Origin of the sequence: Actinomadura sp. B10D3 (assembly GCF_039871695.1) — a bacterium.
Lineage (GTDB): Bacteria > Actinomycetota > Actinomycetes > Streptosporangiales > Streptosporangiaceae > Spirillospora > Spirillospora madurae.
The window spans coordinates 164,076-189,967 of record NZ_JBDPLY010000016.1; the positions used below are offsets into that span (position 1 = coordinate 164,076).

The 25,892-nt window shown below is 72.3% G+C and carries 27 protein-coding genes and 1 tRNA gene; 14 read left to right on the forward strand and 14 right to left on the reverse strand.

Annotated features, from left to right (window positions below):
- Nucleotides 1-77: 77 nt before the first annotated feature.
- A complete protein-coding gene (locus ABGB11_RS24100; protein WP_347636198.1) occupies nt 78-899 on the forward strand; it encodes a class I SAM-dependent methyltransferase in 822 nt (273 codons plus the stop codon).
- On the opposite strand, the gene ABGB11_RS24105 is transcribed toward ABGB11_RS24100, so the two are convergent.
- The gene (locus ABGB11_RS24105) at nt 887-1,645 is read right to left on the reverse strand and encodes an SDR family NAD(P)-dependent oxidoreductase (protein ID WP_347636199.1); all 759 of its coding nucleotides are present in this window, start codon (nt 1,643-1,645) and stop codon (nt 887-889) included. The genes ABGB11_RS24100 and ABGB11_RS24105 overlap by 13 nt on opposite strands.
- Nucleotides 1,646-1,779: 134 nt before the next feature.
- Here ABGB11_RS24105 and mshA point away from each other — a divergent pair, with 134 nt between their 5' ends.
- From mshA to ABGB11_RS24120, 3 genes are read left to right on the forward strand one after another with little or no spacing between them, the layout of a single operon-like run.
- On the forward strand, nt 1,780-3,102 hold the full coding sequence (gene mshA, locus ABGB11_RS24110) for a D-inositol-3-phosphate glycosyltransferase (protein ID WP_347636201.1): 1,323 nt from the start codon (nt 1,780-1,782) through the stop codon (nt 3,100-3,102).
- Nucleotides 3,099-3,593, forward strand: coding sequence for a YbjN domain-containing protein (locus ABGB11_RS24115; protein ID WP_347636202.1), 495 nt, complete (start codon nt 3,099-3,101; stop codon nt 3,591-3,593). Before mshA ends, ABGB11_RS24115 begins: the two co-directional genes overlap by 4 nt.
- Nucleotides 3,594-3,622: 29 nt before the next feature.
- Nucleotides 3,623-4,423 carry a phosphoglyceromutase gene (locus tag ABGB11_RS24120; protein ID WP_347636203.1) on the forward strand — a complete coding sequence of 267 codons (801 nt, stop codon included), beginning with the start codon at nt 3,623-3,625 and terminating at the stop codon, nt 4,421-4,423.
- A 137-nt stretch (nt 4,424-4,560) separates the two neighbouring features.
- Here the strand turns inward: ABGB11_RS24120 and ABGB11_RS24125 are convergent, their stop codons facing one another.
- Complete coding sequence (locus tag ABGB11_RS24125) at nt 4,561-5,637, reverse strand: oxidoreductase (protein ID WP_347636205.1); 1,077 nt, start codon at nt 5,635-5,637, stop codon at nt 4,561-4,563.
- A gap of 46 nt (nt 5,638-5,683) precedes the next feature.
- Nucleotides 5,684-6,346 carry a phosphate signaling complex protein PhoU gene (gene phoU / locus ABGB11_RS24130; RefSeq protein WP_347636206.1) on the reverse strand — a complete coding sequence of 221 codons (663 nt, stop codon included), beginning with the start codon at nt 6,344-6,346 and terminating at the stop codon, nt 5,684-5,686.
- 178 nt (nt 6,347-6,524) lie between these two features.
- Here phoU and ABGB11_RS24135 point away from each other — a divergent pair, with 178 nt between their 5' ends.
- Together ABGB11_RS24135 and ABGB11_RS24140 are read left to right on the forward strand one after the other, a co-directional pair.
- Nucleotides 6,525-7,730, forward strand: a complete 1,206-nt coding sequence (locus ABGB11_RS24135) for an ATP-binding protein (RefSeq protein ID WP_347636207.1) — start codon at nt 6,525-6,527, stop codon at nt 7,728-7,730.
- Nucleotides 7,727-8,407, forward strand: a complete 681-nt coding sequence (locus tag ABGB11_RS24140) for a response regulator transcription factor (protein ID WP_347636209.1) — start codon at nt 7,727-7,729, stop codon at nt 8,405-8,407. Before ABGB11_RS24135 ends, ABGB11_RS24140 begins: the two co-directional genes overlap by 4 nt.
- Nucleotides 8,408-8,658: 251 nt before the next feature.
- Here ABGB11_RS24140 and ABGB11_RS24145 read toward each other — a convergent pair whose 3' ends face one another.
- From ABGB11_RS24145 to ABGB11_RS24160, 4 genes are all read right to left on the reverse strand, one after another.
- Nucleotides 8,659-9,450: a DUF4097 family beta strand repeat-containing protein gene (locus ABGB11_RS24145; RefSeq protein WP_347636210.1), complete on the reverse strand. Its 792-nt coding sequence runs from the start codon at nt 9,448-9,450 to the stop codon at nt 8,659-8,661.
- A gap of 436 nt (nt 9,451-9,886) precedes the next feature.
- Nucleotides 9,887-10,513 carry a hypothetical protein gene (locus ABGB11_RS24150; protein ID WP_347636212.1) on the reverse strand — a complete coding sequence of 209 codons (627 nt, stop codon included), beginning with the start codon at nt 10,511-10,513 and terminating at the stop codon, nt 9,887-9,889.
- A gap of 197 nt (nt 10,514-10,710) precedes the next feature.
- Nucleotides 10,711-11,658, reverse strand: a complete 948-nt coding sequence (locus ABGB11_RS24155; protein WP_347636213.1) for a hypothetical protein — start codon at nt 11,656-11,658, stop codon at nt 10,711-10,713.
- A 150-nt stretch (nt 11,659-11,808) separates the two neighbouring features.
- A complete protein-coding gene (locus tag ABGB11_RS24160; RefSeq protein ID WP_347636214.1) occupies nt 11,809-12,582 on the reverse strand; it encodes a hypothetical protein in 774 nt (257 codons plus the stop codon).
- Nucleotides 12,583-12,931: 349 nt separating this feature from the next.
- On the opposite strand from ABGB11_RS24160, the gene ABGB11_RS24165 reads away from it, so the two are divergent.
- Together ABGB11_RS24165 and ispF are read left to right on the forward strand one after the other, a co-directional pair.
- Nucleotides 12,932-13,414, forward strand: coding sequence for a CarD family transcriptional regulator (locus ABGB11_RS24165; protein ID WP_021599843.1), 483 nt, complete (start codon nt 12,932-12,934; stop codon nt 13,412-13,414).
- 34 nt (nt 13,415-13,448) lie between these two features.
- The gene (gene ispF / locus ABGB11_RS24170; RefSeq protein WP_347636216.1) at nt 13,449-13,919 is read left to right on the forward strand and encodes a 2-C-methyl-D-erythritol 2,4-cyclodiphosphate synthase; all 471 of its coding nucleotides are present in this window, start codon (nt 13,449-13,451) and stop codon (nt 13,917-13,919) included.
- A gap of 5 nt (nt 13,920-13,924) precedes the next feature.
- Here ispF and fahA read toward each other — a convergent pair whose 3' ends face one another.
- The 3 genes from fahA to ABGB11_RS24185 are packed head-to-tail and all read right to left on the reverse strand — an operon-like array spanning nt 13,925 to nt 17,104.
- Entirely contained in the window at nt 13,925-15,142 is a 1,218-nt protein-coding gene (fahA, locus tag ABGB11_RS24175) for a fumarylacetoacetase (RefSeq protein ID WP_347636217.1), read from the reverse strand.
- Nucleotides 15,143-15,201: 59 nt separating this feature from the next.
- Nucleotides 15,202-15,987, reverse strand: a complete 786-nt coding sequence (locus tag ABGB11_RS24180) for a hypothetical protein (RefSeq protein ID WP_347636219.1) — start codon at nt 15,985-15,987, stop codon at nt 15,202-15,204.
- A 46-nt stretch (nt 15,988-16,033) separates the two neighbouring features.
- Nucleotides 16,034-17,104 (reverse strand): DUF2637 domain-containing protein, encoded by a 1,071-nt coding sequence (locus ABGB11_RS24185; RefSeq protein ID WP_347636220.1) that lies wholly within the window; start codon nt 17,102-17,104, stop codon nt 16,034-16,036.
- Between the two features lie 207 nt (nt 17,105-17,311).
- Here ABGB11_RS24185 and ABGB11_RS24190 point away from each other — a divergent pair, with 207 nt between their 5' ends.
- The 5 genes from ABGB11_RS24190 (at nt 17,312) to rlmB (ending at nt 22,303) form a co-directional block, all read left to right on the forward strand.
- Nucleotides 17,312-18,058, forward strand: coding sequence for a DUF6585 family protein (locus tag ABGB11_RS24190; protein ID WP_347636222.1), 747 nt, complete (start codon nt 17,312-17,314; stop codon nt 18,056-18,058).
- A gap of 101 nt (nt 18,059-18,159) precedes the next feature.
- Nucleotides 18,160-18,516 (forward strand): YciI family protein, encoded by a 357-nt coding sequence (locus ABGB11_RS24195; protein ID WP_347636237.1) that lies wholly within the window; start codon nt 18,160-18,162, stop codon nt 18,514-18,516.
- 14 nt (nt 18,517-18,530) lie between these two features.
- Nucleotides 18,531-19,769, forward strand: coding sequence for a sigma-70 family RNA polymerase sigma factor (locus tag ABGB11_RS24200; RefSeq protein WP_347636239.1), 1,239 nt, complete (start codon nt 18,531-18,533; stop codon nt 19,767-19,769).
- Nucleotides 19,770-19,873: 104 nt separating this feature from the next.
- Nucleotides 19,874-21,268, forward strand: a complete 1,395-nt coding sequence (gene cysS / locus ABGB11_RS24205; RefSeq protein ID WP_347636223.1) for a cysteine--tRNA ligase — start codon at nt 19,874-19,876, stop codon at nt 21,266-21,268.
- 123 nt (nt 21,269-21,391) lie between these two features.
- Nucleotides 21,392-22,303, forward strand: coding sequence for a 23S rRNA (guanosine(2251)-2'-O)-methyltransferase RlmB (rlmB, locus tag ABGB11_RS24210; protein ID WP_347636224.1), 912 nt, complete (start codon nt 21,392-21,394; stop codon nt 22,301-22,303).
- On the opposite strand, the gene ABGB11_RS24215 is transcribed toward rlmB, so the two are convergent.
- From ABGB11_RS24215 to ABGB11_RS24225, 3 genes are read right to left on the reverse strand one after another with little or no spacing between them, the layout of a single operon-like run.
- Complete coding sequence (locus tag ABGB11_RS24215; protein ID WP_347636226.1) at nt 22,276-23,439, reverse strand: sigma-70 family RNA polymerase sigma factor; 1,164 nt, start codon at nt 23,437-23,439, stop codon at nt 22,276-22,278. The two genes, rlmB and ABGB11_RS24215, sit on opposite strands and share 28 nt — an antisense overlap.
- Nucleotides 23,436-23,783 carry a YciI family protein gene (locus ABGB11_RS24220; protein WP_347636227.1) on the reverse strand — a complete coding sequence of 116 codons (348 nt, stop codon included), beginning with the start codon at nt 23,781-23,783 and terminating at the stop codon, nt 23,436-23,438. The genes ABGB11_RS24215 and ABGB11_RS24220 overlap by 4 nt, the downstream gene beginning before the upstream one ends.
- The gene (locus tag ABGB11_RS24225) at nt 23,780-24,349 is read right to left on the reverse strand and encodes a dihydrofolate reductase family protein (protein ID WP_347636228.1); all 570 of its coding nucleotides are present in this window, start codon (nt 24,347-24,349) and stop codon (nt 23,780-23,782) included. The genes ABGB11_RS24220 and ABGB11_RS24225 overlap by 4 nt, the downstream gene beginning before the upstream one ends.
- A 122-nt stretch (nt 24,350-24,471) precedes the next feature.
- Between ABGB11_RS24225 and ABGB11_RS24230 the strand changes: the two genes are divergently transcribed.
- Nucleotides 24,472-24,544, forward strand: a tRNA-Thr gene (locus ABGB11_RS24230).
- A 941-nt stretch (nt 24,545-25,485) separates the two neighbouring features.
- Here the strand turns inward: ABGB11_RS24230 and ABGB11_RS24235 are convergent.
- Nucleotides 25,486-25,749 (reverse strand): hypothetical protein, encoded by a 264-nt coding sequence (locus ABGB11_RS24235; protein WP_347636230.1) that lies wholly within the window; start codon nt 25,747-25,749, stop codon nt 25,486-25,488.
- Between the last annotated feature and the right edge of the window lie 143 nt (nt 25,750-25,892).

The following is a 25,892-nucleotide window of genomic DNA, read 5'->3' on the forward strand; positions in this document are numbered from 1 at the left end:
GGGTCGGCGGACAGGGGTCGGAAGCGCGCACAGCGGAGGCGTCCAAGGCATAAGCCTGGACAGGACACAATTGCCGCGTGCCCCCAGTCCCCAGGCCGCGGGGGGAGGTGACCCGCGGCACCACCGCCCCCAACCGGCTGCGCCGGATCGACCGCTGGATCGCCGCCACCCAGGCCCGCGCCCTGCGGTCGGACGCCCGCCCGCTGGCCGTCGACCTCGGCTACGGCGCGTCCCCCGTCACCACCCTCGAACTGCACGCGCGGCTCCGCGCGGTCGCGCCGCGCCTGGAGGTCGTCGGCATCGAGATCGAGCCCGCGCGGGTCGCCGCCGGGGTGGCCTTCCTCGCGCAGGCCGGGCCGCGCGACGGGCTGTCGTTCACCCGCGGCGGTTTCGAGCTGCCGGTGCCGCGCCCGCCCGTCCTGGTCAGGGCTTTCAACGTCCTCCGCCAGTACGACGAGCCGGCGGCCTGGCAGGCATGGGACGACCTGCGTGCGCGGCTGGCCCCGTCCGGCGTCCTGGTCGAGGGGACGTGCGACGAGATCGGGCGCCGCGCGGTCTGGGTGACGCTGACCGGGGACGGCCCGCGGACGGTCACGTTCGCCGCCCACCTGCCCACCCTCGACCGCCCGTCGGTCCTGGCCGAGCGGCTGCCGAAGACGCTGATCCACCGCAACGTGCCGGGCGAGCCCGTCCACGAGTTCCTGACCGTGTTCGACCGGTGCTGGGCGACCGCCGCGCCGCATTCCGCGTTCGGCCCCCGCGCGCGCTGGGTCGAGGCTGTGTCACTGCTGGCGCGGACCCATCCCGTCCTGGCGCGCCCTCCGTACGGTGGCCGGAACCGATGGCGCCTGGGTGAGGTCACGCTTCCGTGGGAGGCGGTCGCGCCTCACTCCCGGTGAAGCTTGTACGGGGCGGCCTGCACGCGCGGCTGGACGTCGATCCGGTCGATGTTCACGTGCGGCGGACGGGTGACGGCCCACGCGACGCAGTCCGCGATGTCGCCGGCGACCAGCGGCTCGGGCACGCCCTCGTACGGCTTGGCGGCCTTCTCCTCGTCGCCGTGGAACCGGACCAGCGAGAACTCCTCCGTCTTCACCAGCCCCGGCGACACCTCGGTGATCCGGACGGGCTCGGCGACCAGTTCGAGCCGCATCACGTCGTTGACCGCGTAGGCGGCGTGCTTGGCCGCGTTGTACCCGCCGCCCCCCTCGTAGGGGATGTGCGCCGCGATCGAGGTGATGTTGACGACGTGCCCCGCGCCGCTCTCGATCAGCTTCGGCAGGATCGCCTTGGTCACCCGCACGAGGCCGAGGACGTTCGTGTCGTACATCGCCTGCCACTCGGCCAGGTCGGCCGTCGCGACGGTGTCCATGCCGAGCGCTCCGCCGGCGTTGTTGACCAGGACGTGGCACGTGCCGACCGCCGCCGCGAGCGCGTCCACCGACTCCTGCGACGTCACGTCCAGCGTCACCGGTGCCACCGCGCCCGCCCCGGGCACGGTCTCGGTGATCTCCTTGGCGAGGGCGTCGAGGCGGTCCCGGCGCCGCGCGGCGAGCACGACGTTGAACCCCTCCGCCGCCAGCCGCCGGGCCGTGGCGGCCCCGATCCCGCTGCTTGCTCCGGTCACTATCGCGGTCTTACGCATGCGCCAAGCCTCCCAGGTCCCGGCGCGCCCGTGAGCGGTGAGGTCGGTCACTCCGGCGGCCGGTCACGGTTGGCCCCCATGCGGAGGGAACACCCCACGCGGTGGATAGGTTGCACTACCGGAGGTGGTGTCCGGTGTCGCGTCGTATCAACCGGGTTGCGACGGTCAGTGTTCATACTTCCCCCCTCGACCAGCCAGGAACCGGTGATGCGGGTGGCATGAACGTCTACATCGTCGAGGTGGCCAAACGGCTCGCCGCGCGCGGTATCGAGGTCGACATCTTCACCCGGGCCACGTCCCGGGCCCTGCCCCCCGTCGTCGAGCTCGCCCCCGGCGTCCTCGTCCGCAACGTCGTCGCCGGGCCGTTCGAGGAGCTGGAGAAGACCGAGCTGCCCCGGCACCTGTGCGGTTTCACGTCCGGCGTCCTGCGCGTCGAGGCGTGTTACGAACCCGGCCACTACGACCTTCTCCACACGCACTACTGGCTGTCCGGCCAGGCAGGCTGGGCCGTGAAGCGGCGGTGGGGCGTCCCGCTCGTCCACTCCATGCACACGATGGCCAAGGTGAAGAACGCGGCCCTCGCCGACGACGACAATCCGGAGCCCGCCGAGCGCGTCCTCGGCGAGGAGCAGGTCGTGGCGTCCTCCGACCAGCTCGTCGCCAACACCGCCAAGGAGGCCCGCGAGCTCGTCGACCTCTACGACGCCGACCCCGCGCGGGTCGCCACCGTCAGCCCCGGCGTCGACCTGTCGCTGTTCCGCCCCGAGTCGCCGATCCTGGCCCGCAGCACGGGCCTCCTCCCGCACCGCACCGGCCCCGCGCGCCGCCGCCTCGGCCTGCCCCGCGACGCCTACGTGCTGCTGTTCGTCGGCCGCATCCAGCCGCTCAAGGCACCCCACGTGCTGCTCCGCGCGGTCGCCCGCATGCTCGACGACGACCCGGAGCTGCGCCGCAAACTCGTCGTCGCCGTCGTCGGGGGACCCAGCGGCTCCGGGCGGTGCCGCCCCGAGGGCCTGCAGTCCCTCGCCGCCGCGCTGGGCATCTCCGACGTCATGCGGTTCGAGCCGCCGAGCCCGCAGGACGAGCTGGCCGACTGGTACCGGGCCGCGGACGTCACGGTCGTCCCGTCCCACAGCGAGTCGTTCGGCCTGGTCGCCGTCGAGTCCCAGGCCTGCGGCACCCCGGTCGTCGCGTCCCGCGTCGGCGGGCTCTGCACGGCCGTCGCGGACGGCGAGTCCGGCGTGCTGATCCCCGGCCACGACCCGGCCGACTACGCGGCGGTCCTGCGCCGCCTGCACGACCGGCCCGGCCTGCACGCCCGCCTCGCCCGCGGCGCCGTCCGGCACGCGGACGGCTTCGGCTGGGACGCCACCGTCGACCGCCTCCTGGACGTGTATACCGGTGCCATGACGATCCCGGCCGCCCACGCCGCTCCCTCCGCGGAGGTCACCGCATGAGCGACACCGTCGACACCATCCGGAAGGCGCTCCAGGCGGCCGACCTGGAGTTCGACGAGCCGCGCGAGAACGCGTTCTTCGTCAAGCTCCCCGGGCAGCACAAGCTCGCCACCATGACGTGGCTGATCGTCGGCGACCACTCGCTGCACGTCGAGGCGTTCTTCTGCCGCCGCCCTGATGAGAACCACGCCGAGTTCTACCGGTTCCTCCTGGAGAAGAACGGCCGCATGTACGGGGTCGCGTTCGCCCTCGACGACGTCGGCGACGTCCATCTCGTCGGGAAGGTGCCGCTCGAATCGGTCTCCCCGGACGAGATCGACCGGCTCCTCGGCTGCGTCCTCACCTACTCCGACGAGAACTTCGACAAGGCGCTGGAGCGCGGGTTCAAGTCGTCCATCCAGCGCGAGTGGGACTGGCGCGTCAAGCGCGGCGAGAGCCTCGCCAACCTCCAGGCCTTCGCCTCCTTCGCGGACCCGGCCAACCGCGAGTGACCCGCACCGGGCCGATAGGCTCTGGTCCCATGGCGACCCTGGTATTGCTCCGGCATGGCGAAAGCGTCTGGAACGCGGAAGGGCTGTTCACCGGCTGGGTGGACGTCGACCTGTCCGCGAAGGGCGAGAGCGAGGCGACCAAGGGCGGCGACCTGCTGCTCGACGCCGACATCACCCCCGACGTGCTGCACACCTCGCTGCTGAAGCGGGCCATCCGCACCGCGAACATCGCGCTGGACGTGGCCGACCTGCTCTGGATCCCCGTCAAGCGCTCCTGGCGCCTCAACGAGCGCCACTACGGCGCCCTCCAGGGCAAGAACAAGGCGCAGACGCGCGAGGAGTTCGGCGAAGAGCAGTTCATGACGTGGCGCCGGTCCTATGACACCCCGCCGCCGCCCATCAAGGACGACGACCCCCTCTCTCAGGTCAACGACCTCCGCTACGCCGAGTTGCCGTCCGAGCTGATCCCCCGCTCGGAGTGCCTGGCGGACGTCGTCGACCGGCTCCTGCCGTACTGGTACGACGCGATCGTCCCCGACCTCGCCGCCGGGAAGACCGTCCTGGTCGCCGCGCACGGGAACTCACTGCGCGCCCTGGTCAAGCACCTGGACGACGTCTCCGACGAGCAGATCGTCGGGCTCAACATCCCGACCGGCATCCCCCTCGTCTACGAGCTGGACGACGACTTCGCCCCGCTCAAGCGCGGCGGCGAGTACCTGGACCCGGCCGCCGCCAAGGCCGCCATCGAGGCCGTGAAGAACCAGGGCGCCGCCAAGCCGCCGGTCGCCCCCAAGGACGCCCCGAAGTCCAAGCGCGGCCGCAAGAAGTAAGCCGGACAGGGGCCGCCGCGGGCGGCGGCCCCTGCTGGCGACCCGTCATGCGTCCTGTGCCACCTGCGACGGCAGGGCGGTGGCCGCCCGCCGGTCCCCGCGGTGGATGTGGACGGCCAGCACCAGCCCCGCAAGCCCTACCCGGTGAGGATGAAGGTGAGGCGGGCCGCGCGGCCCTTCTCGCCGGCCGCCCAGCAGCCGCCCGCCACGCAGTCGACGGTGTCGAAGCTTCCGGTGTCGAACCGGGTCCAGGTGCGGCCCCCGTCCAGGGAGCCGTCGCTTCCCGTCGGGCCCACGGCCAGCGCGGCCGGGCCGAGGTGGCCGAGCCCCGACCGGTACTCCGTCGGTGGACGGCGCGCCGCCCGCCACGTGCGGCCCCCGTCGGAGGTCGTCGCCGCGGCCGTCGGGGACGGCTCGCCGGGCCGGTAGTCGCCGCCGACCGCGACGCCGTGCCGGGCGTCGCGGAACGCCACCGCGAACACCCCCTGGGACGGGCTGCTCGGCAGCGGCGTGTCGGCGACCGTCCAGGTGAGGCCGCGGTCACGGGAATGGAACACCCGCGAACGGGAGCCGCCGCCCGTCGCGAGCCACACGTCCCGGGACCCGTGGCTCACCAGGCACTGCCCGCTGGCGGCGAACCCGGCCTCGCCCTCCAGCGCCGGCGGCATCCCCTCGGCCGGCAGCACGCGCCAGGTACGCCCGGCGTCGCTGGTGGAGATGATCCGGAACCGGCCGCCGACCGGGTCGCTCATGGCCAGCCCGTGCCGGGAGTCGAAGAACGTGACGCAGTCGTAGAACGCCCGGGGGTCGTCGTTCTTGAACCCGAGCGTCCAGCTCTTGCCGCCGTCCGAGGTCGCGTAGACGCGGGACGCGTCGCCTTCGCCGATGGCGAGGACGACCGCCCGCCGCGCGTCGAACGCCTCGATGTCGCGGAACTCCAGCCCGGCCGCGCCCGGCGGGGCGACGTCCTGCCACGTGCGGCCGGCGTCGGTCGTCCGCAGGACGGTCCCGCCGCTGCCGGCCAGCCAGGCGACCGTCCCGCTGACCGCCGCCAGCCCGCGGAAACGCGCGTCGCTGCCCGTCGGCGTGAGCCGCCAGCCGGGCCCGCCGGTCGCCGCCCGCGCGGTGCCCGGCACCGCCGGCGACGTCGCGATCACCGCCCCGCACGCTCCCGCCACGGCCAGGGTCCGGACCAGCGCCCGCATCGGTCTCATGAGGCGCAAGCTAACGCGTGATGATCAAGCCGTCCAGGCCCGCGGGTCAGGGCAGCTCGTTGATCTCCTCGGGCCGCTGCCCCGTGACCAGGTAGACGACGTTCTCGGCGACGTGCACGGCGTGGTCGGCGAAGCGCTCGAAGTAGCGGCCGGCGAGCGTGATGTCGACGGCGGGCTCGACGCCGTGCCGCCACTTCGGGGACAGCAGGATGTCGAACAGGCGGCGGTGGAGGCGGTCCATCTGGTCGTCGTCGGCGTCCAGCTCCAGGCCCATCTCCACGTCCTGCGACGCGATCACGCTGCCCGTCTTGGCGATCATGCGCTCGGCGATCTGCCCCATCTCCAGGACGGTCGCCTGCAGCTCCGGCGGGACGGCCGACTCCGGGTGCCGGCGCCGGGCCGTCTTGGCGATGTGCACGGCGAGGTCGCCCATGCGCTCCAGGTCCCCGCTCATCCGCAGCGCCGTGATCAGCGTGCGCAGGTCGCCGGCGACCGGCTGCTGGCGCGCCATCAGGTCGAACACGGTCGCCTCGATGCCGGCGTCGATCTTGTTGACGTGCTCGTCCCCGCTGATGACCTCCTCCGACAGCCGCAGGTCGGCGTCCAGGAGCGCGGTCACCGCACGGGCCATCGCGGACCGTACGAGGCGGGTCATCTCCACCAGGCTGTCGGTGAGGGAGTCGAGTTCCTCGTGGTAGGCGTCGCGCAATTGAAGATCCTTTGGTCTGGTGCCGGACCCTCCGGGGGCCGGGCGGACTCGCCCACGCCACAGCCTGCCGCATGACCGTGAACACCCCCCGAGAACAAAGTGAACTTTGGAGGAACGAGAGGTCGCCGACCAGGTCCGCGGTAAAGGATCGGCCCGATCGCCGCTTACGATCCGAGGTGTGGAGGTCGAGATGGTCGCGAGCCTGGCCGGGCTCGCCGGGCTCGCGATCGGGCTCACGACTGGATTGGCGGTGCGCGTGAGCGAGCGGGTCCAGCGGGCGGCGGTTCCGGCGGCACCGGTGGGCAGCCTGCCCCCCGGCGTCGCCTCGGTGCTCAGCGTCCTGCGGTCCTCGGCGGTGGTCGTGGACGGCGAGGACCGGGTGCTGCGGGCCAGCTCGGCCGCACGGGCGTACGGGCTGGTCAGCGGAGACCGCCTGGTCGTGGACGAGGTGCTGGCGATGGCCCGGCTCGTCCGCCGGGACGGCGAGATCCGCGAGAGCGAGATCCAGGTCGCGCCGTCGGGGCCGCGCGGCCGCGCGGACGGCCGCTGGTTCGCCGTCCGGGTCGCGCCGCTCGGGTCGCACGGGCTCGTCCTGGTGCTCGCCGAGGACCTCACCGACATGCACCGCACCGAGGCCATCCGCCGCGACTTCGTCGCCAACGTCAGCCACGAGCTGAAGACCCCGGTCGGGGCGCTGGCGCTGCTCGCCGAGACCGTCGAGGGCGCCGCCGACGACCCCGACGCCGTCCGCCGGTTCGCCGGGCGGATGCAGTACGAGTCGGTGCGGCTCACCAACCTCGTCCAGGACCTCATGACGCTGTCGCGGGTCCAGGGCGACGAGCCGCTGCCCGAGCTCGCCCCGGTCGACATGGACGAGGTGATGGCCGAGGCGCTCGAACGCTGCCGGATCAAGGCGTCCGCCAAGGACATCGAGCTCGCCTCCGGCGGCGAGGACGGCCTGCGGGTCCGCGCCGACCAGGAGCTGCTGGTCACCGCGCTGCGCAACCTCGTCGACAACGCCGTCGCCTACAGCCCCGAGCACACCCGCGTCGTCGTGTCGACCCGCAAGAGCGACCACTGGCACGTCGAGGTGAACGTGACCGACCAGGGCATCGGCATACCGGACGCGGAGATCGAGCGGATCTTCGAGCGGTTCTACCGGATCGACCCCGCCCGCTCCCGCCAGACCGGCGGCACCGGGCTCGGGCTCGCCATCGTCAAGCACGTCGCCGGCAAGCACGGCGGCGACGTGACGGTGTGGAGCAAGGAGGGGCACGGGTCGACGTTCACGATCCGGCTCCCGCTGCTCGACACCCCCCGCCGTCCCTCCGCGGAGACCAACGCCAGTTCCCCAGAGAACACCCGCCGGGAGGCAACACCGTGACCCGCGTGCTCGTCGTGGAAGACGAGGAGTCGTTCAGCGACGCACTGTCGTACAACCTGCGCAAGGAGGGCTTCGAGGTGGCCGTCGCCGCCACCGGCCCCGACGCGCTGGACATCTTCGAGCGCAACGGTGCCGACCTCGTGCTCCTCGACCTGATGCTGCCGGGCCTGCCCGGCACCGAGGTGTGCCGGGAACTGCGCGCCAAGTCCAGCGTGCCGGTGATCATGCTGACCGCCAAGGACAGCGAGGTCGACAAGGTCGTCGGGCTGGAGCTCGGCGCCGACGACTACGTCACCAAGCCGTTCTCCACCCGGGAGCTGATCGCGCGGATGCGCGCCGTCCTGCGCCGCCAGGGCGAGGTGGAGGAGCCCGCCCCGGCGACGCTGGAGGCCGGCCCGGTCCGGATGGACGTCGAACGGCACGTCGTCAGCGTCGGCGGGGAGCCCGTCCAGCTTCCGCTCAAGGAGTTCGAGCTGCTGGAGGTGCTGCTGCGCAACGCCGGGCGCGTCCTCACCCGGATGCAGCTCATCGACCGCGTGTGGGGCGCCGACTACGTGGGCGACACCAAGACGCTGGACGTCCACATCAAGCGGCTCCGCGCCAAGATCGAGGAGGAGCCGTCCGCGCCGCGCTACATCGTCACCGTCCGCGGCCTCGGCTACAAGTTCGAGCCCTAAACGGAACGCTGTGACCGAGACCAACACGTCCATGGCAGAACGGCCCGTCCTGGGGACGGGCCGTTCTCATGCGCGCGGGTGCAGAGCCCCCCGCGATTTGAGCAGCCGCCCCTTGTGCAAGGGTCGCTACGATCTGATGGGACATGGGATGGCGGGATGGCCACGGCGAGTCCTGATCGCTTGCCATCGCTGCCGAACGAGTGCAGGGCCCGGTGGTAGCCGGGCCCTGCGAGTGAGGCGATCGTTGATCGCTATGAGAAGTGGACGCTCCCGCAGGAAGTGCTGGCGGTCACGGTGCCCGGGCCGTAGTGGCCCGAGATGGTGATGTCGCCGCCTGAGGTGGTGGCGGACAGCTCGTTCGGGTTGTCGGCGTGCGCGTAGATGTTGCCGCCCAAGGTTTTGAGGGCGGCGTCGTCGGTGACCCGCCGGGCGGTGACGTTCCCGCCGGAGGTCGTGGCGTTGAGCACGCCGCTGGTGTTGTCGATGACGACATCGCCGCCTTCGGTCTTGAGCACGGTGGTTCCGTCGACGTTGTCGACGAGGATGTCGCCGCCGCTGGTGTGCAGGTCGGCGTTGGTCAGCAGGCCGGAGGCGGTGATGTCGCCGCTGCGGATCTTCGCGGTGACCCGGAGGCCCTGGGGGATCCGGACGATGACTGTCATGTGCCCTGTGGCGGTGCCAGCGGCACGACCGTTGACGACGGTTCGGCCCCCGACGCTGGTGATCCTATTTCCGTTGCCGATGACAACGGATCCGAAGATGGTCCCGAAGGAGATGTTGTCCCTGATGTCGTCGGCGCCGCTGATGACCTTGCCGCCGGTGACGACGCCGCCGGTGACGACGCCGCCGGTGATGGCGGGAACGGTCAGCGTGTTGCCGACCAGGGTGGCCTTGTTGACGGCCTCCTCGAAGTGGGAGCCGCTGGCGTCGAGGGTGGCCTCGACGTTCTTCTTGCGGAGTTCGTCGACGACGATCCGCACGTTGGCCGAACCGGCCTCGATGATGAGGGTGTCGGGCTTGGGCGCGGTGAGAACGCGTCGCATGGTGAAGCTCCTTCGCTCGGATTGTTTTGCACCCCGTTGAGTCGGAGATGCCAAGCAAGACCGTGCGGAGCAACGCGTGTTGCGCCATGGCTGTGAGGGCACATCGAGGGCACATGAGCGTGTGATCAGTCGCGAAACAATGAGAAACCGCGTGAGATCTCGACTGCCACCGGCCCTGGCACGACGCATGGATGCACCTGTTCATCACCGTCCACGCTCCACCCGACAGCGTCTGACCTGCCGCTACCCACCGCCCGAGCGAGCACCAGGGGCGTGAGTGTGGCCGAGCGCCGTTGGAGTCCCCGGGAGATCGCCGGAAGACAGGTTGAGCGTCGCTATTCCACAGCCTTCCAAGAGAATTAGACCAAAGTCCGCTTCTGTGGTGCTGTTGGATCATGAACGGGCCGCCGGTCACGCGGCCTCGGCGTGCCCGGCGTCAATCGGACTTGGCGTCGCCCGACCCGGTGGAACACCGTCCATTGCGCACGCTGGCTTCCTCGAAGTACCAGCTTGCTCCTGACTTCGCGATGAGGCAGACCGGGTTCTTCTTCTTGATATTGGTCAGCTCGAATTTGTCAGTACCCGGTTCTTTGGTCCGGAGGCGGTTGATCCGGACATTTCCCTGACTGGCTCCATGGACCATCCTGATCACGTCCGGACCGATCACGAACGGGGAGCCTCGCTGCTGCTCGATGGTGGTCTTGACCTGCATGGCCACCGCTCGTATTTCGGAGCGGCTGTAGGTACGGGCCTTGTCCGGACCGGGCGACGGAGTCGGCGGAGCGAATCGGGTGGAAAGCTGCGAAAGCTCGCGCTCCCTGTCGACCGGGTCGGGCTTGTCGTCATCGATGGACATCATCCACACCCCCGCCATCGCGACGAGGAACGCAAGCAGGAGGTACAAACCGCGCATGAACCCGAACGCCGCGTCCGACGGCTCGTTGGCCTCGGGGTTGCGGTACATCCACCCGTGGGTCCCGTGCCATACGCTCCGCCGGCTCGCCAAAGCCAGAACGAGTAGCAGACCCGCGAAGGCGAAGAACGTGAGAGCCAAACCGTTCATGGCAGAGGGCTCCTTCCGGTCGCCGACACTTACATGATCTTTCGACGCGACCGGGCGAACCGGGGTTCACGTTCAGTGCAGTGGCCGGCCCTTCGCAGGAGCACGGCTCGAACTTGTCATTCGTCTGACGAGAACGACCTGTCGAACGCGAGAACGGCCCGTCCTTGTGGGGACGGGCCGTTCGGCGTTCTCGCGGGTCAGTGGCCGGCGGTGGGGGGCTCTCCGGCGGCGGGGGACTCGGTGCCGTTCGGCTGCGCCGGGGTCGTGGCTCCGCCCGGCGTCTGGCCGCCGGGGGTCTCACCGCCGGGCGTCTGGGCGCCGGGGGTCTCGCTGCCGGGGGTCTGGTTGCCCGGGGTCTGCGGCGTGGGGGTCGGGGTCGGGGTGCTGGGGAGCGGGTAGGAGACGTACTCGTCCTGCCGCGGCACGAGGGGCACCTGGAACTCGACGGAGCCGGCCTTCTCGAACTGCATCGTCAACGGCACCGACGCGCCGGCGTGCAGTTCCTCCTTTAGCGACGGCAGCACCACCAGGGGCTGCTGCTCGCCGCCCTGGGGCGCCGGGACGGTCTGCCGCGGGCTCACCGTGTTGCCGGACGTCGGCGTCTCGGACACGTCCGGTGTGGCGCCCTGGCCGGTGGGCTCGGGCGTGGCGCCCTGCCCCGTGGGCTGCTGCGTCGCCCCGGGGGTCGGCGTGCCGCCCGGCCGGCGTGTCTGCCGGGTCGGGGTCGGCGTCGGGGACGGCGTGCCGAGCAGCCGCGTGAAGCTGCCCGTCCCGTCCGGGGCGGCGGGCGGCAGCACCAGACCGCCGCCACCGATCTTGGCCGGGCCGCCGAACGCCGGCGAGCTGACCGCGACCAGCCGGTCGGCCCGCCCCTTCACCTGGTTGATGATCGCGCCGTAGAGGGGCAGCGAGGTGCCCGGCGCGACGGCCTTGCCGGGCTCGGGCACCAGCAGGAACATGTTGCGCAGATCGATCTGCGCCGCGCCCGGCCTGTTCTTCGGGACCGTCACGTTGACGCCCTCGGTGAGCTGCGTCGGGGCGGCGCTCTGTGGCTGCTCGCCGGCGCCGCAGCCGGAGACCACCGGCGCGATGGCGACGGCGCCCGCGACGGCGAGCACGACCACTCGGCGGCTGTTACGGATCACGGCGTCGGTCTCCTCGCGAGATATCGGTACCAGAACATGGCGGAAGGTTGTGGGGCGGCGTGAGACACGCCAGGGGAAGCGTACCGAGGTCATGCCGGTACCCCCTCCCCGGGGTGGCCGACACGCCCTGCCAGTCGGCCTGAGGTGTGCTCAACCCGTGCGCAGCGACTCCACCTTCGCGGTCAGCTCCGGACCGGGGCGCGGCGCGTGGACGACCTCGGTGACGACGCCGTCCGGCTGGACGAACACGGCGGTGAGCGAGGAGCCCGTCGGGCCGGGCGTGCCGGGCGCGGGCGAGTAGGAGCCGGCGAGGACGCCGTCGCGGTCGTCGAGGATCTGCGGCGTCCCGTTGTGGGCGGTGCCCGCGCACGCCTTGAGCTCCTTCAGCGGCACGGGGTCGCGGTCGCCGGCGGGGCGCGGGTCGGCGACGAGGTAGAAGTTCAGCGTGGACGCCTGCGTCCGGCCGGCCAGCTCCGCGACGAGGTTCTCGCACCGGTACCCGGGCGGGGCGATCGCGATCACGCCGGGGCGCAGGTCGATCAGCCGCTTCGGCGTGTGGTCGCCGGCCACCAGGTCGACCTGCCGGTCCGGCAGCAGCCCGCCGACCTCGCCGGGGCTCGCGGACGGGCGCGGGGCCAGCTGGGCGCCCGTCGGGCGGGGCGCGGGACGCGGCCCGAACGCCGTCATCAGCACGCCGCTGAGCAGCGCGACGAGCAGCGCGCCCGCGATGATCGGGATGGCGACGCCGAAGCGGGTGAACGGGCGCACGAGGCGGCGGGTCCGCTCGCGGCGCCGGCGGCGGCGCTCCTCGCGGCGGTAGGCGACCACGTCCCGCTCCAGCTCGCGGGCGTCGTCGGGCACGACGACGTCAATGCGCGGAAGCCCGTAGTCGTCGGGCTCCGGGTCGCCGCCGTCCGGCCTCACGCAGCACCTCCCTCGCGGACCCGGTGCCACGGGACGCCGTCCCGTTCGGGCCCTTCCGGGCGCTTCGTACCCGCGCGACCCGGCATGTTCACATCCCAGTATGGAACCCGTCCGCGCGTTCCGGTGAACGATGCTTGTAACCGGGGACTGCTTACCGGTAATGGCGCTCCGGCGCAGGCAGAGTGCCCCGTCGGCTACGCTGAGTGGGGGGAACTGGACGGCGATGCACCGATAAAGGGCTTTGTCAATACCCCAGAATGCGGTTTGACCTGGGCATTTGTCGGGAACGTCGGTTCGGACACCCTCGTTTCCGTGCTACCCTGGTTCTAGCGGAAGGGGTACTTGTCACATGACTTTCCAGGTCGGCGACACCGTCGTCTACCCCCACCATGGGGCTGCTCGGATCGAGGCCATCGAGACTCGCACCATCAAGGGTGAGGACAGGACCTATCTGGTTCTGAAGGTTGACAAGGGTGACCTGACAGTGCGGGTCCCGGTCGAGAATGTCGAGGACGTGGGCGTCCGGGACGTCGTCGGCCAGGACGGGCTGGAGAAGGTGTTCGAGGTGCTCCGCGCACCCTACACCGAAGAGCCCACCAACTGGTCGCGCCGGTACAAGGCGAACCTTGAGAAGCTCGCTTCCGGCGATGTCAACAAGGTCGCCGAGGTCGTGCGCGACCTCTGGCGGCGCGACAAGGAGCGCGGCCTGTCGGCCGGCGAGAAGCGCATGCTGGCCAAGGCGCGCCAGATCCTGGTCAGCGAGCTCGCGCTCGCCGAGAAGACCAACGAGGACAAGGCCGAGGCCCTGCTCGACGAGGTCCTGGCCAGCTGACCGGCCGGCCGAGTTGACCGAGCGGCTTCCACGGGTGGGCGTCGGAACCGACGTCCACCCGTTCTCGTCCGCCCCGCGCCCGCTCCGGGTCGCGGGCCTCGACTGGCCCGGCGAAGGCCACGGTCTCGCGGGCCACTCCGACGGCGACGTCGCCGCGCACGCAGCGTGCGACGCCCTCCTGTCGGCCTGCGGGCTGGGTGATCTCGGCGCCGTATTCGGCACGGCCGATCCCCGCTGGTCCGGCGCGTCCGGCGTCGACCTGCTGCGCGAGGTCGCCCGCCGTGTCGCCGCCGCGGGGTTCACGATCGGCAACGTCTCCGTCCAGGTCATCGGCAACCGCCCGAAGATCGGCAAGCGCCGCGCGGAGGCCGAGAAGACCCTGACCGAGGCGCTGGGCGGCGCCCCCGTCACGATCTCCGCCACCACCACCGACGGCCTCGGTCTGACCGGCCGTGGCGAAGGGCTGGCCGCGATCGCCACCGCCCTGGTCCTCCCGTCCGCCTGACGGCGTCAGCCCTGGGCCGGATGGACGGTCCCGGTCACCTCGCCCAGGCTGATGCGGGAGCCCGACGCCCCCGGAGCCCGGGCGCGGATCGTCACCGTGTCGCCGTCCTCCAGCCACGCGCGTTTCGTGCCGTCGTCCAGTTCCAGGGGCTCCTGGCCGTTCCAGGTGAGCTCCAGCAGGCAGCCGCGCTGATCGCGTTCAGGGCCCGACACCGTCCCGGACGCGAACAGGTCGCCGGTGCGCAGCGGCGCGCCGTTGACCGTCGCGTGCGCGAGCTGCTGCGGTGACGTCCAGTACATGGGCGCGAACCGCGGCCGCGCCGCCACCTGCCCGTTGATCTCGACCTCCAGGTGCAGGTCCAGCCCCCACGGCTCGTCGCACCGCAGGTACGGCAGCGGCTCCGGGTCCTGGACGGGCGGGTCGACGCGCGCCGGCTCCAGCGCCGCGACCGGCACCACCCACGGCGAGATCGACGTCGCGAACGACTTGCCGAGGAACGGGCCGAGCGGCCGCGACTCCCACTCCTGGAGGTCGCGGGCGCTCCAGTCGTTCACCAGGACGAACCCGAACACGTGGTCGCGGAACGCGCCCGCCGGGACGCCGCGCCCCGCCGCGGACGGGACGCCCGCCACGAACCCGACCTCCGCCTCGAAGTCGAGCCGCAGCGACGGGCCGAACGAGGGCTCCAGGTCGCCGGGCGTCCGGCGCTGCCCGCACGGCCGGATGACCGGCGTCCCGGACGGGTACACGGTCCCGGACCGGCCGTGGTAGCCGACCGGCAGCCGCTTCCAGTTCGGCGGCAGCGGGTCGCCGTCCGGGCGGAAGATCCGGCCCGCGTTGGCGGCGTGGTGCTCCGAGGAGAAGAAGTCGACGTAGTCCGCGACCACGAACGGCCTCAGGAGCTCCACGTCCGCGACGGGGACCAGGTGCGGCTCCACCCGGTCGCGGTGGGCCTCGTCGGTGAGCAGCTCCGTCAGCCGCTCCCGGTTCGCCTGCCAGGCGGCCCGTCCCGCGACCATGAAGGCGTTCAGCGAGCCGGACGCGAAGTACCGGCGGTCCTCCACGAGCCCCGCGGCCGACAGCGCGGCGAGGTCGAGGACGTGCTCCCCGATCGCCACGCCGACGCGGGGAAGCTCCCCCCGCCGGGCGAACACCCCGTACGGCAGGTTCTCGACTCCGAAGCCGCCGTCCTGACTGCCCGTAACCCACGAAACGGTCGTCATGGACACATATCTTCCCCGGTGATGCCCTTTCATCCGGTCCGCGGCGCCGCCCGCGATGGTCAGCGACCGGACGGGGAAAAGGCCGCTTTCCTGATCAGGGCCAGGGCGTCCATTGCGTCCCCGAGATCTGGCACGCTCACGGCCACCAGCGATCGCCGCATCGCCCGCGCCGTCTCCCCGGGCAGCCCGGCCAGTTCCCCGGCGACCCCGTCCGGGTCCTTCCGCTCAAGCGCCCCCAGGACAGCGCCGTCGGCTCCCTGGCCCGTGGCCGCCGCCGCGGCCAGCAGGAGGTTCGGGACGCCGCGGCCGGAGGGCGCCGCGATGGTGAAGGGGAGATCGCGGTCGGCGCAGGCCCGGATGAAGGCCGCCGTGTCGGCGGGCGGGCCGTCCGGGCGGTGGTGGGCGCCCAGGTCGGCGCCGCGGGCGCGGGCGGCGGCGATGCGGTCCAGGGCCTCGCGCCGGCCGGGCGAGCGGCGCACCCCGATGTGCGCCCGCGACCCGTCCGGGAGCCGGGCGAGCATGACGGCGGTGGCCCGCGCCTGGTCCGCGTCGCCGGGCAGGGCGATCTCCACGGCCGACGGCCGGACGCGCGGCTCCGCGCACACGGCGTCCAGGGCGTCCGGCAGGCCCTCGATCCCGGTGTCGGCGACCAGGACGAGGTCGAGGAAGTCCTCCGGGACCAGACGGGGCCGCAGTTCGGCGAACCGGGACGCCGGACACCGTAACCGGCCGACGACCCGGTCGCGGGCGGCCTCCCGGTGGGCGGGCAGCGCCGCGTCCGCCGGGGCGCGGCCCGGTGGGCAGAGCGCGGCGTCGTCGAGAAGCCGAGCGAGGAGGGCGCTCATGCCGCCTCACTACCCGGGACCCGCCGGGCTAGTCGACGAACAGGCCCTAGTCGACGGGCGGGGTGGGGCCGCTGCGGAAGTTGCTCGCCGGGGGCGGGTTCGTGTCGTCGGCGTCCGGGTCCTCGGCGCGGTCGGCGGGCGGGGCGTCGTGGTCGTCCTCGTCGCCGCCGGGGCCGTAGGGCGCGGGCATGACGATGTCGGGGCGGGTCGTCGCCGCGACCGGGGCCTCCTCCTCGCCGGCGCGGCCGCGGCTCCGGACGAGTTCGACGTCGGTGGGCAGCGACGCCGGGGCCGGGTCGAGCGGCGGGCGCGGCTCCGGCAGCGGGTCGAGCGGCGGGGCCGGCTCGGACGACAGGCTCTCCTCGTACGCGACCGGTTCGAACTCCTCCGGCTCGTGCGTTCCGTCGTCGGCGGTCTCCTCGGCCTGGAACGGCGGGACCGGCTCGGGCTCCGGCTCGCGTTCGGGCTCCGGCTCCGGCTCCTGCTCCGGCGCGGGCCCGGGCTCTGGTGCGGGCCCGGGCTCTGCTGCGGGCTCGTCCAGGAAGACCAGCGAGGGATCGGACTCCGGCTCCTCGTCCGAGGGGGCCGCCAGCGCGAGCGGCGGCGGCGCGGGCTCCAGGACCTTGACGTGGCCGCGCTGCGTCTCGGCGGGCGCGGCCTCCTCGGCCGGGGGACGCGCCACGCGGATCTGCTTGAACATCGTCAGCCACAGCCACACCGCGAGCACCAGCATGACGTGCGGCGCCACCGCCACGCCCGCGCGCAGCGCGTCGTCCGGCAGCTCCGCGAAGCCCCGGACCGAGCGCTGGACGGAGATCGCCGCGCCGCCCGCGACGAGGACGATCAGCAGCGTCCAGCGGAGCAGCCGCGTCCACCAGCGGGCGTTGCGGGTCACGACGAGCGACAGGATCGTCAGCACGGTGAGCGTGTCCGCCATCGCCGGGTACAGAGGCGCCCAGCGGCGGCTCACCCGGCCCGCGAGGGCGAGCTCGCGGAGCGTGTCGTAGGTCAGCGCGAACGCGCCGCCCGCCAGCGCGGCGACGACGAGGCCGGCGACGGCGGTCAGCAGCCGCCGCTGCACCGGCGTGTAGGAGGGCCGGGAGGAGTCAGATGGCATGTCTCTCGTTCCGGAAGGGAGGGGTCCTCCGCCGAGATTAACCAGCGGGGACGGAGCCGAACCGCAACTTCTTGGTGATCAGCTTGTCGCTGCGCACGATAAGCGGGGAGACGTACGGTATGGGCGTCGACACGCCAACGGGAGGGCAGGGGATGCCGCACGGCAGGGTCGGGAGCGCGGCGCGGACCCGCACGGCCGGGTAGCGCGGTGGCGGCGCTTCCCCGGGACCGGCTCGGCGAACCGGTCCGGGTCTTCGACGGGCGGTCCGCCGGCCGCCGCACGTGGGGGTGGCTGGCGCTGCTGAGCCTGGCCGCGGCGGCGCTGATCCCCGCGGCCGTCGTCTACCTGCGCGACCGCGTGTGGTGGGTGGGCGTCCCGGCGCTCGTGCTCTCGATGGGGTACGCGGCGGCGGCCGGGTGGATCGCCGGCCGCGACCGCCCGCGCCTGCGCACCAGGGTCGCCCGCCTGCACACCGGCGGCCTGTCGGTCGACGGGCCGGGCGGCGAGTCCCTCTACACGTGGGACGAGTTGGTCTCGGTGACGGTCTCCGGCGTCCCCGGCGGGCCGGGCGGGCGCATCCGGTGGCGCTTCACGATCGTCGCGGACGACGGGAGCATCCTGCGGCTCGGCGACGACATTCCCGACGTCCGGGCCCTCGGCGTGGCCGTCGCGCGGGAGGTGACGGCCCGGATCGTCCCGCGCCGCCTCGCGGAGGTGAAGGCGGGGGAGGCGGTCTGGTTCGGCCCGTTCGCGGTGGACATGGACGGTGTCGAGAAGGACGGCGAGCGGCTGCCGTGGAGCGCCGTCCGCGACATCGTGATCGAGAACGGCCTGGTGACCGTGTGCGCGCGTCCCGGCCGCGCGGACCTGATGACCGTCGCCGCGCAGATGCCGGACGCGCTGGCGTTCACCGTCGTGTGCCACCGGGTCAGGGACATGGCCGAAACTTCCTGAAAAATATCCCGGCCGGGATGTCGAGAACGCGCCGTCCGCTCCGATCCTGCTGTGACCGGCCCCGCCGGGGCCGCCACGATCGAGGAGAACCCGTGAAGTACATGCTGCTGATCTACAACCGTCCCGGCTTCGTCGAGGAACTGGGCGAGGCCGAGCGCGACACGCTGTTCGCCGAGGTCGGCGCGATCATGAAGGAGCTGCAGGAGTCGGGGGAGTGGGTCGGCGGGGAGGCGCTCACGGACCCGTCCACGACCAGGACCGTGCGGGAGCGGGGCGGGCGGCCGGCCGTGACGGACGGGCCGTTCCTGGAGGCCAAGGAGCATTTCGCCGGCTACCTCACCGTCGACTGCGAGACCGAGGAGCGCGCCGTGGAGATCGCCCGGCGGTGGCCGGACGTCCGGTACGGCGGGCACATGGAGGTCCGGGCGGTCATGAACCAGTCCGGGACGGAGATGTGAGCACGCCCCCGGCCATGGGCGGCGGCGTCGCCGAGGAGTTGCTGCGCACGCTCGCGCCGCAGGTCCTCGGCACGCTCGTGCGCCGCCACGGCGCGTTCGACGCCTGCGAGGACGCCGTGCAGGAGGCGCTGCTCGCCGCCGCCGTCCAGTGGCCGGGGGACGGCGTGCCGGAGAACCCGCGCGGCTGGCTGCTGACGGTCGCGACCCGGCGGCTCACCGACCAGTGGCGCAGCGAGCGGGCCCGCCGCGACCGCGAGGCCGCCGTGGCCGCGGACGAGCGGGACGAGCCGGGACCGGACGAGGAGCGGCCCGGCGACCGCGACGACACGCTCACCCTGCTGCTCCTGTGCTGCCACCCGTCGCTGTCGCCGTCCTCGCAGGTCGCGCTGACGCTGCGCGCGGTCGGCGGGCTGACGACGGCGCAGATCGCCCGCGCGTTCCTCGTCCCGGAGGCGACGATGGCGCAGCGGGTCAGCCGCGCCAAGCAGAAGATCAAGGCGGCAGGAGCGCGGTTCGCCATGCCGCCCCCGGCGGAGCGGGACGAGCGGCTGCGGGCCGTCCTGCACGTCCTGTACCTGGTCTTCAACGAGGGATACACCGCGTCCAGCGGCCCCGACCTGCAGCGGACCGACCTCACGGCCGAGGCGGTCAGGCTCGCGCGCGCCCTGCACGGGCTGCTGCCCGGCGACGGCGAGACCGCCGGGCTGCTCGCGCTGATGCTGCTCACCGACGCCCGGCGGGCCGCCCGGACCGGCCGCGACGGGATGCTGATCCCGCTCGCCGAGCAGGACCGGACGCTCTGGCGCCGGGACGCCATCGGCGAGGGCACCGCGCTGATCACCGACGCGCTCACCTGGTCGCCGCCGGGCCCGTACCAGGTCCAGGCCGCGATCGCCGCCGTCCACGCCGAGGCGGCGCGGCCCGAGGACACCGACTGGCCGCAGATCCTCGCGCTCTACCGGCTGCTGACGCACCTCGCCCCGAACCCGATGGTCACCCTGAACGAGGCCGTCGCGCTCGCGATGGTCGACGGCCCCTCCGCCGGGCTCGACCTGCTCCGGACCCTGGACGGCGACGCCCGGGTGTCCGGCCACCACCGGCTCGCGGCCGTCCGGGCCCACCTGCTGGAGATGGCCGGGGACACGCGCGCCGCGCGCGCCGCGTACCGGGACGCCGCGCGCACCACGACCAGCCTGCCCGAACGCCGCTACCTCGACTCGCGCGCCGCACGGCTCGACCGGCCCGGCCCCTGACGCACCCGGCGTCCGGCCGGACGGGACGGGCCGGGACACGACGGGACGGACGGCACCGCCCCGATGCGCCACGCGTTGGGACCCGTATCCAATAACCTGAACGTGTGAGCCTGCGCCTTTACGACACCGGTACCCGTAGCGTCCGCACGTTCGAGCCCCTGGAAGAGGGCCGCGTGGGGATGTACGTGTGCGGCGCGACCCCGCAGGCGGCCCCGCACATCGGGCACCTCCGCTCGGGCGTCATCTACGACGTCCTGCTGCGCTGGCTGCGCGCGTCCGGCTACGAGGTGACGTTCGCGCGCAACGTCACCGACGTCGACGACAAGATCATCGCGGTGGCGGCGGAGACGGGCATGCCGTGGTTCGCGGTCGCCGAGGGCAACCAGCGCGTGTTCAACCAGGGCTACGACCTGCTCGGCTGCCTGCCCCCGACGATCGAGCCGCGCGCCACCGGGCACGTCCCGGAGATGATCGTGCTGATCCGGCGGCTCATCGAGAAGGGCCACGCCTACGCGGTGGGCGGCGACGTGTACTTCGACGTCAACTCGTGGGCCGGCGAGTACGGCGCGCTGTCGCACCAGCGGCTGGAGAACATGCGGCCGACCGGCGACACCCCCAACGAGGACCTCAAGCGCGACCCGCGCGACTTCGCGCTCTGGAAGGGCGCGAAACCGGGCGAGCCGTCCTGGGAGACGCCCTGGGGCGAGGGACGTCCCGGCTGGCACCTCGAATGCTCCGCGATGGCGACCAAGTACCTCGGGCCCACCTTCGACATCCACGGCGGCGGCGTCGACCTGATCTTCCCGCACCACGAGAACGAGATCGCCCAGTCCCGCGCCGCCGGCGACGGCTTCGCCCGCTACTGGCTGCACAACGGGCTCCTCACCGTCGACGGCGAGAAGATGAGCAAGTCGGTCGGCAACGTGGTGCTGCTGCCCGACCTGCTGGGCAAGGCCCGTCCGGTCGAGGTGCGGTACTACCTCGCCTCGGCCCACTACCGGTCGCTCATGGACTACACCGACGCCGCCCTGGCCGAGGCCGTCTCCGCCTACCAGCGGATCGAGGGCTTCGTCACGCGGGCGTCCGAGGTCGTCGGGGCCGCGGCCCCCTCGTCCGTGCCGCCCGCGTTCGCGTCCGCGATGGACGACGACCTGGGCGTCCCGCAGGCGCTGGCGGTGCTGCACGAGACCGTCCGCGAAGGCAACAGCGCCCTCGCGTCCGGCGACCGGGACGCCGTGCGCGCGCACCTGGCGGCCGTCCGGGCGATGGCCGACGTCCTCGGCGTCGACCCGCTGTCGCCGCAGTGGCGCTCGGCGGGCGACGAGGACCTGCGCCCCGTCGTCGACGCCCTGGTCGCCGTCGCGCTGGAGCAGCGGCAGGCGGCCCGCGCCCGCAAGGACTACGCGGCGGCCGACGCCATCCGCGACAGCCTGTCGGAGGCCGGCATCGTCGTCGAGGACACCCCGCAGGGCCCCCGCTGGGAGCTGAAGCGCAGCTGACCGTCCGGCTCCGCGGGGCGGATAAAATCGGACCTTCGCGGGGGTTCGCCGTCCGCTGAGATCTTGAGCCGCCCGGCAGCCGCGAGGGCGAGCACGCAATCGTCGCGAAGGGCGTCATCGACAATGGCCAAGCGCAAGGGCAAGGGACCCACCCCCAAGGCCGAGGACCGGCACTGGCACGGCAAGCGCCAGAAGGCCCGCGCCGTCAAGAACGCCAGGCGCACCGGCACCCCGACCCTCGGGCCGGGCGCGCGGGCCAAGGCCGCCGAGCCGCGCTCCACCGGCCGCCCCGCGGGCGCGCGGCGCGCCACCGGCGAGGTCCCCGAGCTGGTCACCGGCCGCAACCCGGTCGTCGAGGCGCTGCGCGCCGGCGTCCCGGGCACCGCCCTCTACGTGACGTCCGGAACGGACGAGCGGGTCCGCGAGTCGATCCAGCTCGCCGCCGACCGCCGCATCCCCCTGCTGGAGACCGGCAAGAACGAGCTCGACCGGCTCACCGACGGCGCCGTCCACCAGGGCATCGCGCTCCAGGTCAAGCCGTACCGGTACGCCCACCCCGACGACCTGCTCCAGGGCACCGCCCCGCTGATCGTCGCGGTGGACGGCATCACCGACCCCCGCAACCTCGGCGCGATCGTCCGGTCGGCGTCCGCGTTCGGTGCGACCGGCGTCGTCGTCCCCGAGCGCCGCGCCGCCGGGGTCACCGCGGGCGCGTGGAAGTCGTCCGCCGGAACCCTGGCGAACGTCCCGGTCGCCCAGGCGACCAACCTCTCGCGGCAGCTCAAGGCCTACCAGAAGGCGGGCTGCTTCGTCGCCGGGCTGGACGCGGCCGGCGGCGTCACCGTCGCCGACCTGGAGGTCGCGTCGGGCCCGTTCGTGCTGGTCGTCGGCTCGGAGGGCAAGGGCCTCGGACGCCTGGTCGCCGACACGTGCGACCTGCTCGTCACCATCCCGATGCCGGGCCGCGCCGAATCCCTCAACGCCGGCGTCGCCGCGGGCATCGCCCTCTACGAGATCAGCCGCCTGCGCGCCTGAGCGAGAAAGGCCTTCTCGGCCTCGCTCTCCGTCCGCTCGGCGGCCATGTCATACGCTTCGGCGGCCTCCGTGTCCCGCCCCAGCCGCCGGAGCAGATCCGCCCGGATCGCGTGGAACAGGTAGTACCGGCCGAGATCCAGCCGCTCCACCAGCTCCAGCGCGACCTTCGCCCCCTGGACCTCGGCCACCGCCACGGCCCGGTTGAGCGCCACCACCGGAGTCGGCGCCGCGACCATCAACTGGTCGTACAACTCAAGGATCTGGTCCCACCGAGTGTCCTCGGCCGCCGCCGCATCACTGTGCACGGCATTGATGGCCGCCTGAATCTGGTACGGCCCCGGCCGGTCGATCTCCAGGCACCGCCTGACAAGAGCCTGCCCCTCCTCGACGAGCACACGATCCCACAACCCACGATCCTGCTCGCCAAGGAGCACCAGCTCACCCTCGCGGAACCGCGCGGCCTTGCGCGACTCCACAAGCAACATCAACGCCAGCAGCCCCAGGACCTCCGGCTCGTCCGGCATCAACTCCCGGAGAACCCGCCCCAGCCTGATCGCCTCGGCCGCCAGATCATCGCGCCCGCCATACCCCTGGTTGAAAACCAGATAGATCACCGCGAGCACCCCGGACAGGCGCCCCGGCAGCTCCTCCTCGTCCGGAACCCGGTACGGAATCCCCGCGTCCCGAATCTTCGACTTCGCCCTGACGAGCCGCTGCGCCATCGTCGCCTCCGGCACCAGGAACGCCCGCGCGATCTCCGCCGTCGACAGCCCGCCCAGCAGCCGCAACGTCAACGCCACCCGCGCCTGCATCCCCAGCGCCGGATGGCAGCACGTGAAAATCAGCCGCAACCGGTCGTCCATGACCTCCGGCTCGGCATCCATGTTCATCATCACGGCCTGCGCCTGCTTCCCCGCCCGCGCCGCCTCCCGCCGCAGCCGGTCGACCGCCTTGTTCCGCGCCGTCGTGATGATCCACCCGGCCGGGCTGGGCGGCATCCCGTCGTCCGGCCACCTCCGCACCGCCTCGGCGAACGCGTCCTGCACCGCGTCCTCGGCGACGTCCACGTCCCCGAAGACCCGGACCAGCACGGCCACCGCCCGCCCGTGCTCCTCCCGGTAGACCTCCTCGATCACACCTCTCCCTGGAAGGGCCGCACCTCGATCGGCAGCCCCGTCACCGACGCGAACCTCGCCGCCACCTTCAGCGCCGCGTCCAGATCCTCCACCTGGATGATCGTGATGCCGCCGATGTGCTCCTTGCCCTCCGTCCACGGCCCGTCCGTCGCGACCACCTCGTCCCCCCGCAGCCGCACCACCGTGGACGCCTCGGGCCCGTGCAGCCCCCGCCCGAACACCCACGACTCCTGCAACTCCAGATCCCGCCGGATCTGCGCGATCTCCGCCATAACGGGCTCCAGCACCTCCGGCGGCGGGACCTCGCCCACCGGCTGGATCATGTTGAGCGCGTACAGCTTCATGCCTCCTCCTTCTCGTACGTCGCGATCAGGACCCCGGTCGTCGAGGTCACCTCGCCGACAAGCCGCAGGGGCACCTCCGCACCCCCGAAAAGCCGGCGCCCCGACCCCAGCACCACCGGATGGATCATCAGCATCAGCCCGTCCACGAGCCCCCGCCGCATGAGTTCCCCGGAAAGCTCCCCGCTCCCCAACACGGTGAGCCCCTGACGCCGCTTGATGCCGGCCACCTCGCCCACGTCTTCGACGAGCACGGAGTTCTCCCAGGGCAGCTCCCGCAACGTCCTGGAGACCACGTACTTCGTGACCCGGTTCAGCGCCTCGGTGTACGGATTCCCGTCCGTCTGCTTGGGCCAGACGCCGTAGAACTGCTCGTACGTCCGCCGCCCGAGCAGCAGCGCCCCGTCCCCGCCCATGCGCTTCCCCAGCTCGGCGCCCATGACCTCGTCATTCCCCGCGAGCGCCCACCCACCGCGCGCGAACCCGCCCCGCACGTCCTCATCGGCCGCCGCCGGCGCCTGCATGACCCCGTCCAGCGACACATGCTCAACCAGAACCAACGTCCCCACGCCGATCCCCTCCTCGTTCGTCTCACCCCCTACACGAACGAGCCCCCCACCAGATCGACACAACCCCCGAAGAAACCTCCTCGCGCCCCCACCCCACGTCGACTACGATGCGGGACGAGCCCGCCGGCGTAGCTCAATTGGCAGAGCATCTGTCTTGTAAACAGAAGGTTAGGGGTTCAAGTCCCCTCGCCGGCTCCCAGCTCAAAGGCCCCTTCCGATCAAGGAAGAGGCCTTCTTGCTAACGGCAGCGTCTACGCGACCCCGTCCACCCGTCCGGCGAAGGTGGCGGCCGCCTCGGCAAGCTGCTCGTTGACGAGTGGCGTAGACCCTCAGCGTGATGGCCGGGTCAGCGTGCCCGAGCCACGCGGCCACCATATGGACGGGGACGCCCGCCCGGCGCAGCGTGGTGCGTGGACGTGCCGGAGATCATGAGGCCGAGCGTGGGGGAGAGGCTCGACGCCGTCCGCCTCGTTTGTGCGCCTTGATCAGCGTTGCCATCAGGAACGAAACAGAGTCTGGGTGGATTGGTGCGCCCCATCCCGTGGTGAACACGTGGCCGTCTTCCGCGCCCTTCCAGAACTCGCCCGCTTTGAGTTTGTCGGCGAGCTGGTGCTTGCGGTGCGCTCTGAGCACGTCGACCGTTCCGGGGTCGAGGCTCACACACGGGGCCGGCCGCTCTTGGTCGTCCCCTCGATGCGCTCGCCGGCGATGACCGAGGCCGAGCCCCTGATGTGGATGGTTGCACCGTCGAGGTCGACGTCAGGCCACCGCAAGCTGAGCAGTTCCCCGCGCCGCGCGCCGGTGTAGGTCGCAAGGCGGTAGAAGGCGAACAGCCGTGCCCCTGGGCCACGCCGAGGAAACCTCCGGAGCTGCGCGGGTGCCCATCCACCGGATGAGGACTTTCTCTACGTCTTCTAGGGCGCCGCTACGCGGCCGTCGGCGGCCGCCCGCCCCGGCGCGCCGGGCGTGCGGCCTGTTCCGTCCGGTCCCGCCGGGCCGGGTCGCCCGGCCGCCCAGAGTCGGCAGCGAGGGCTTGAAGCTAAGAAGACCCCCGGCAGCAGTGCGGCCGGGGGTCAGGGATGAGAGGTCAGACCCGAAGCCGAGGTCTCGGGAGGGCCTTACCTGGTCAGATCAGTTCAGATCTTGATCTTGCTCAATTCCTTGGTGTTCTCAACTGCCGTCAGGAGGAGGGCCATGACGGCCTTGACCTGGTCGTCCGAGAGGTCGCTGAGTTCCTTCGGGGTGGAGTTGCCGAGATCTGCGAACGCCTCACCGAAGCCGCGGAAATACCTGGCGATCGTGTTGGCCAGCTCGGGGATCATGCTGATCGCCAGCTGCCGGCCCTGCTCCTTTGCCGTCGGATCACCGTCGGCGCTCAGCGCGGCAAGGGACTGGAACATCAGGAGTGTGCTTCCCCTCGTAGCGTGGAGACCTGAACCAGAGAGATGGTTGGGTCGTGGGAGACAAGAGACGCCGGTTTGATCCGGAGTTCCGCGAGGGAGCGGTGCGGATCGTCAAGGAGACCGGCAAGCCCGTCGCGCAG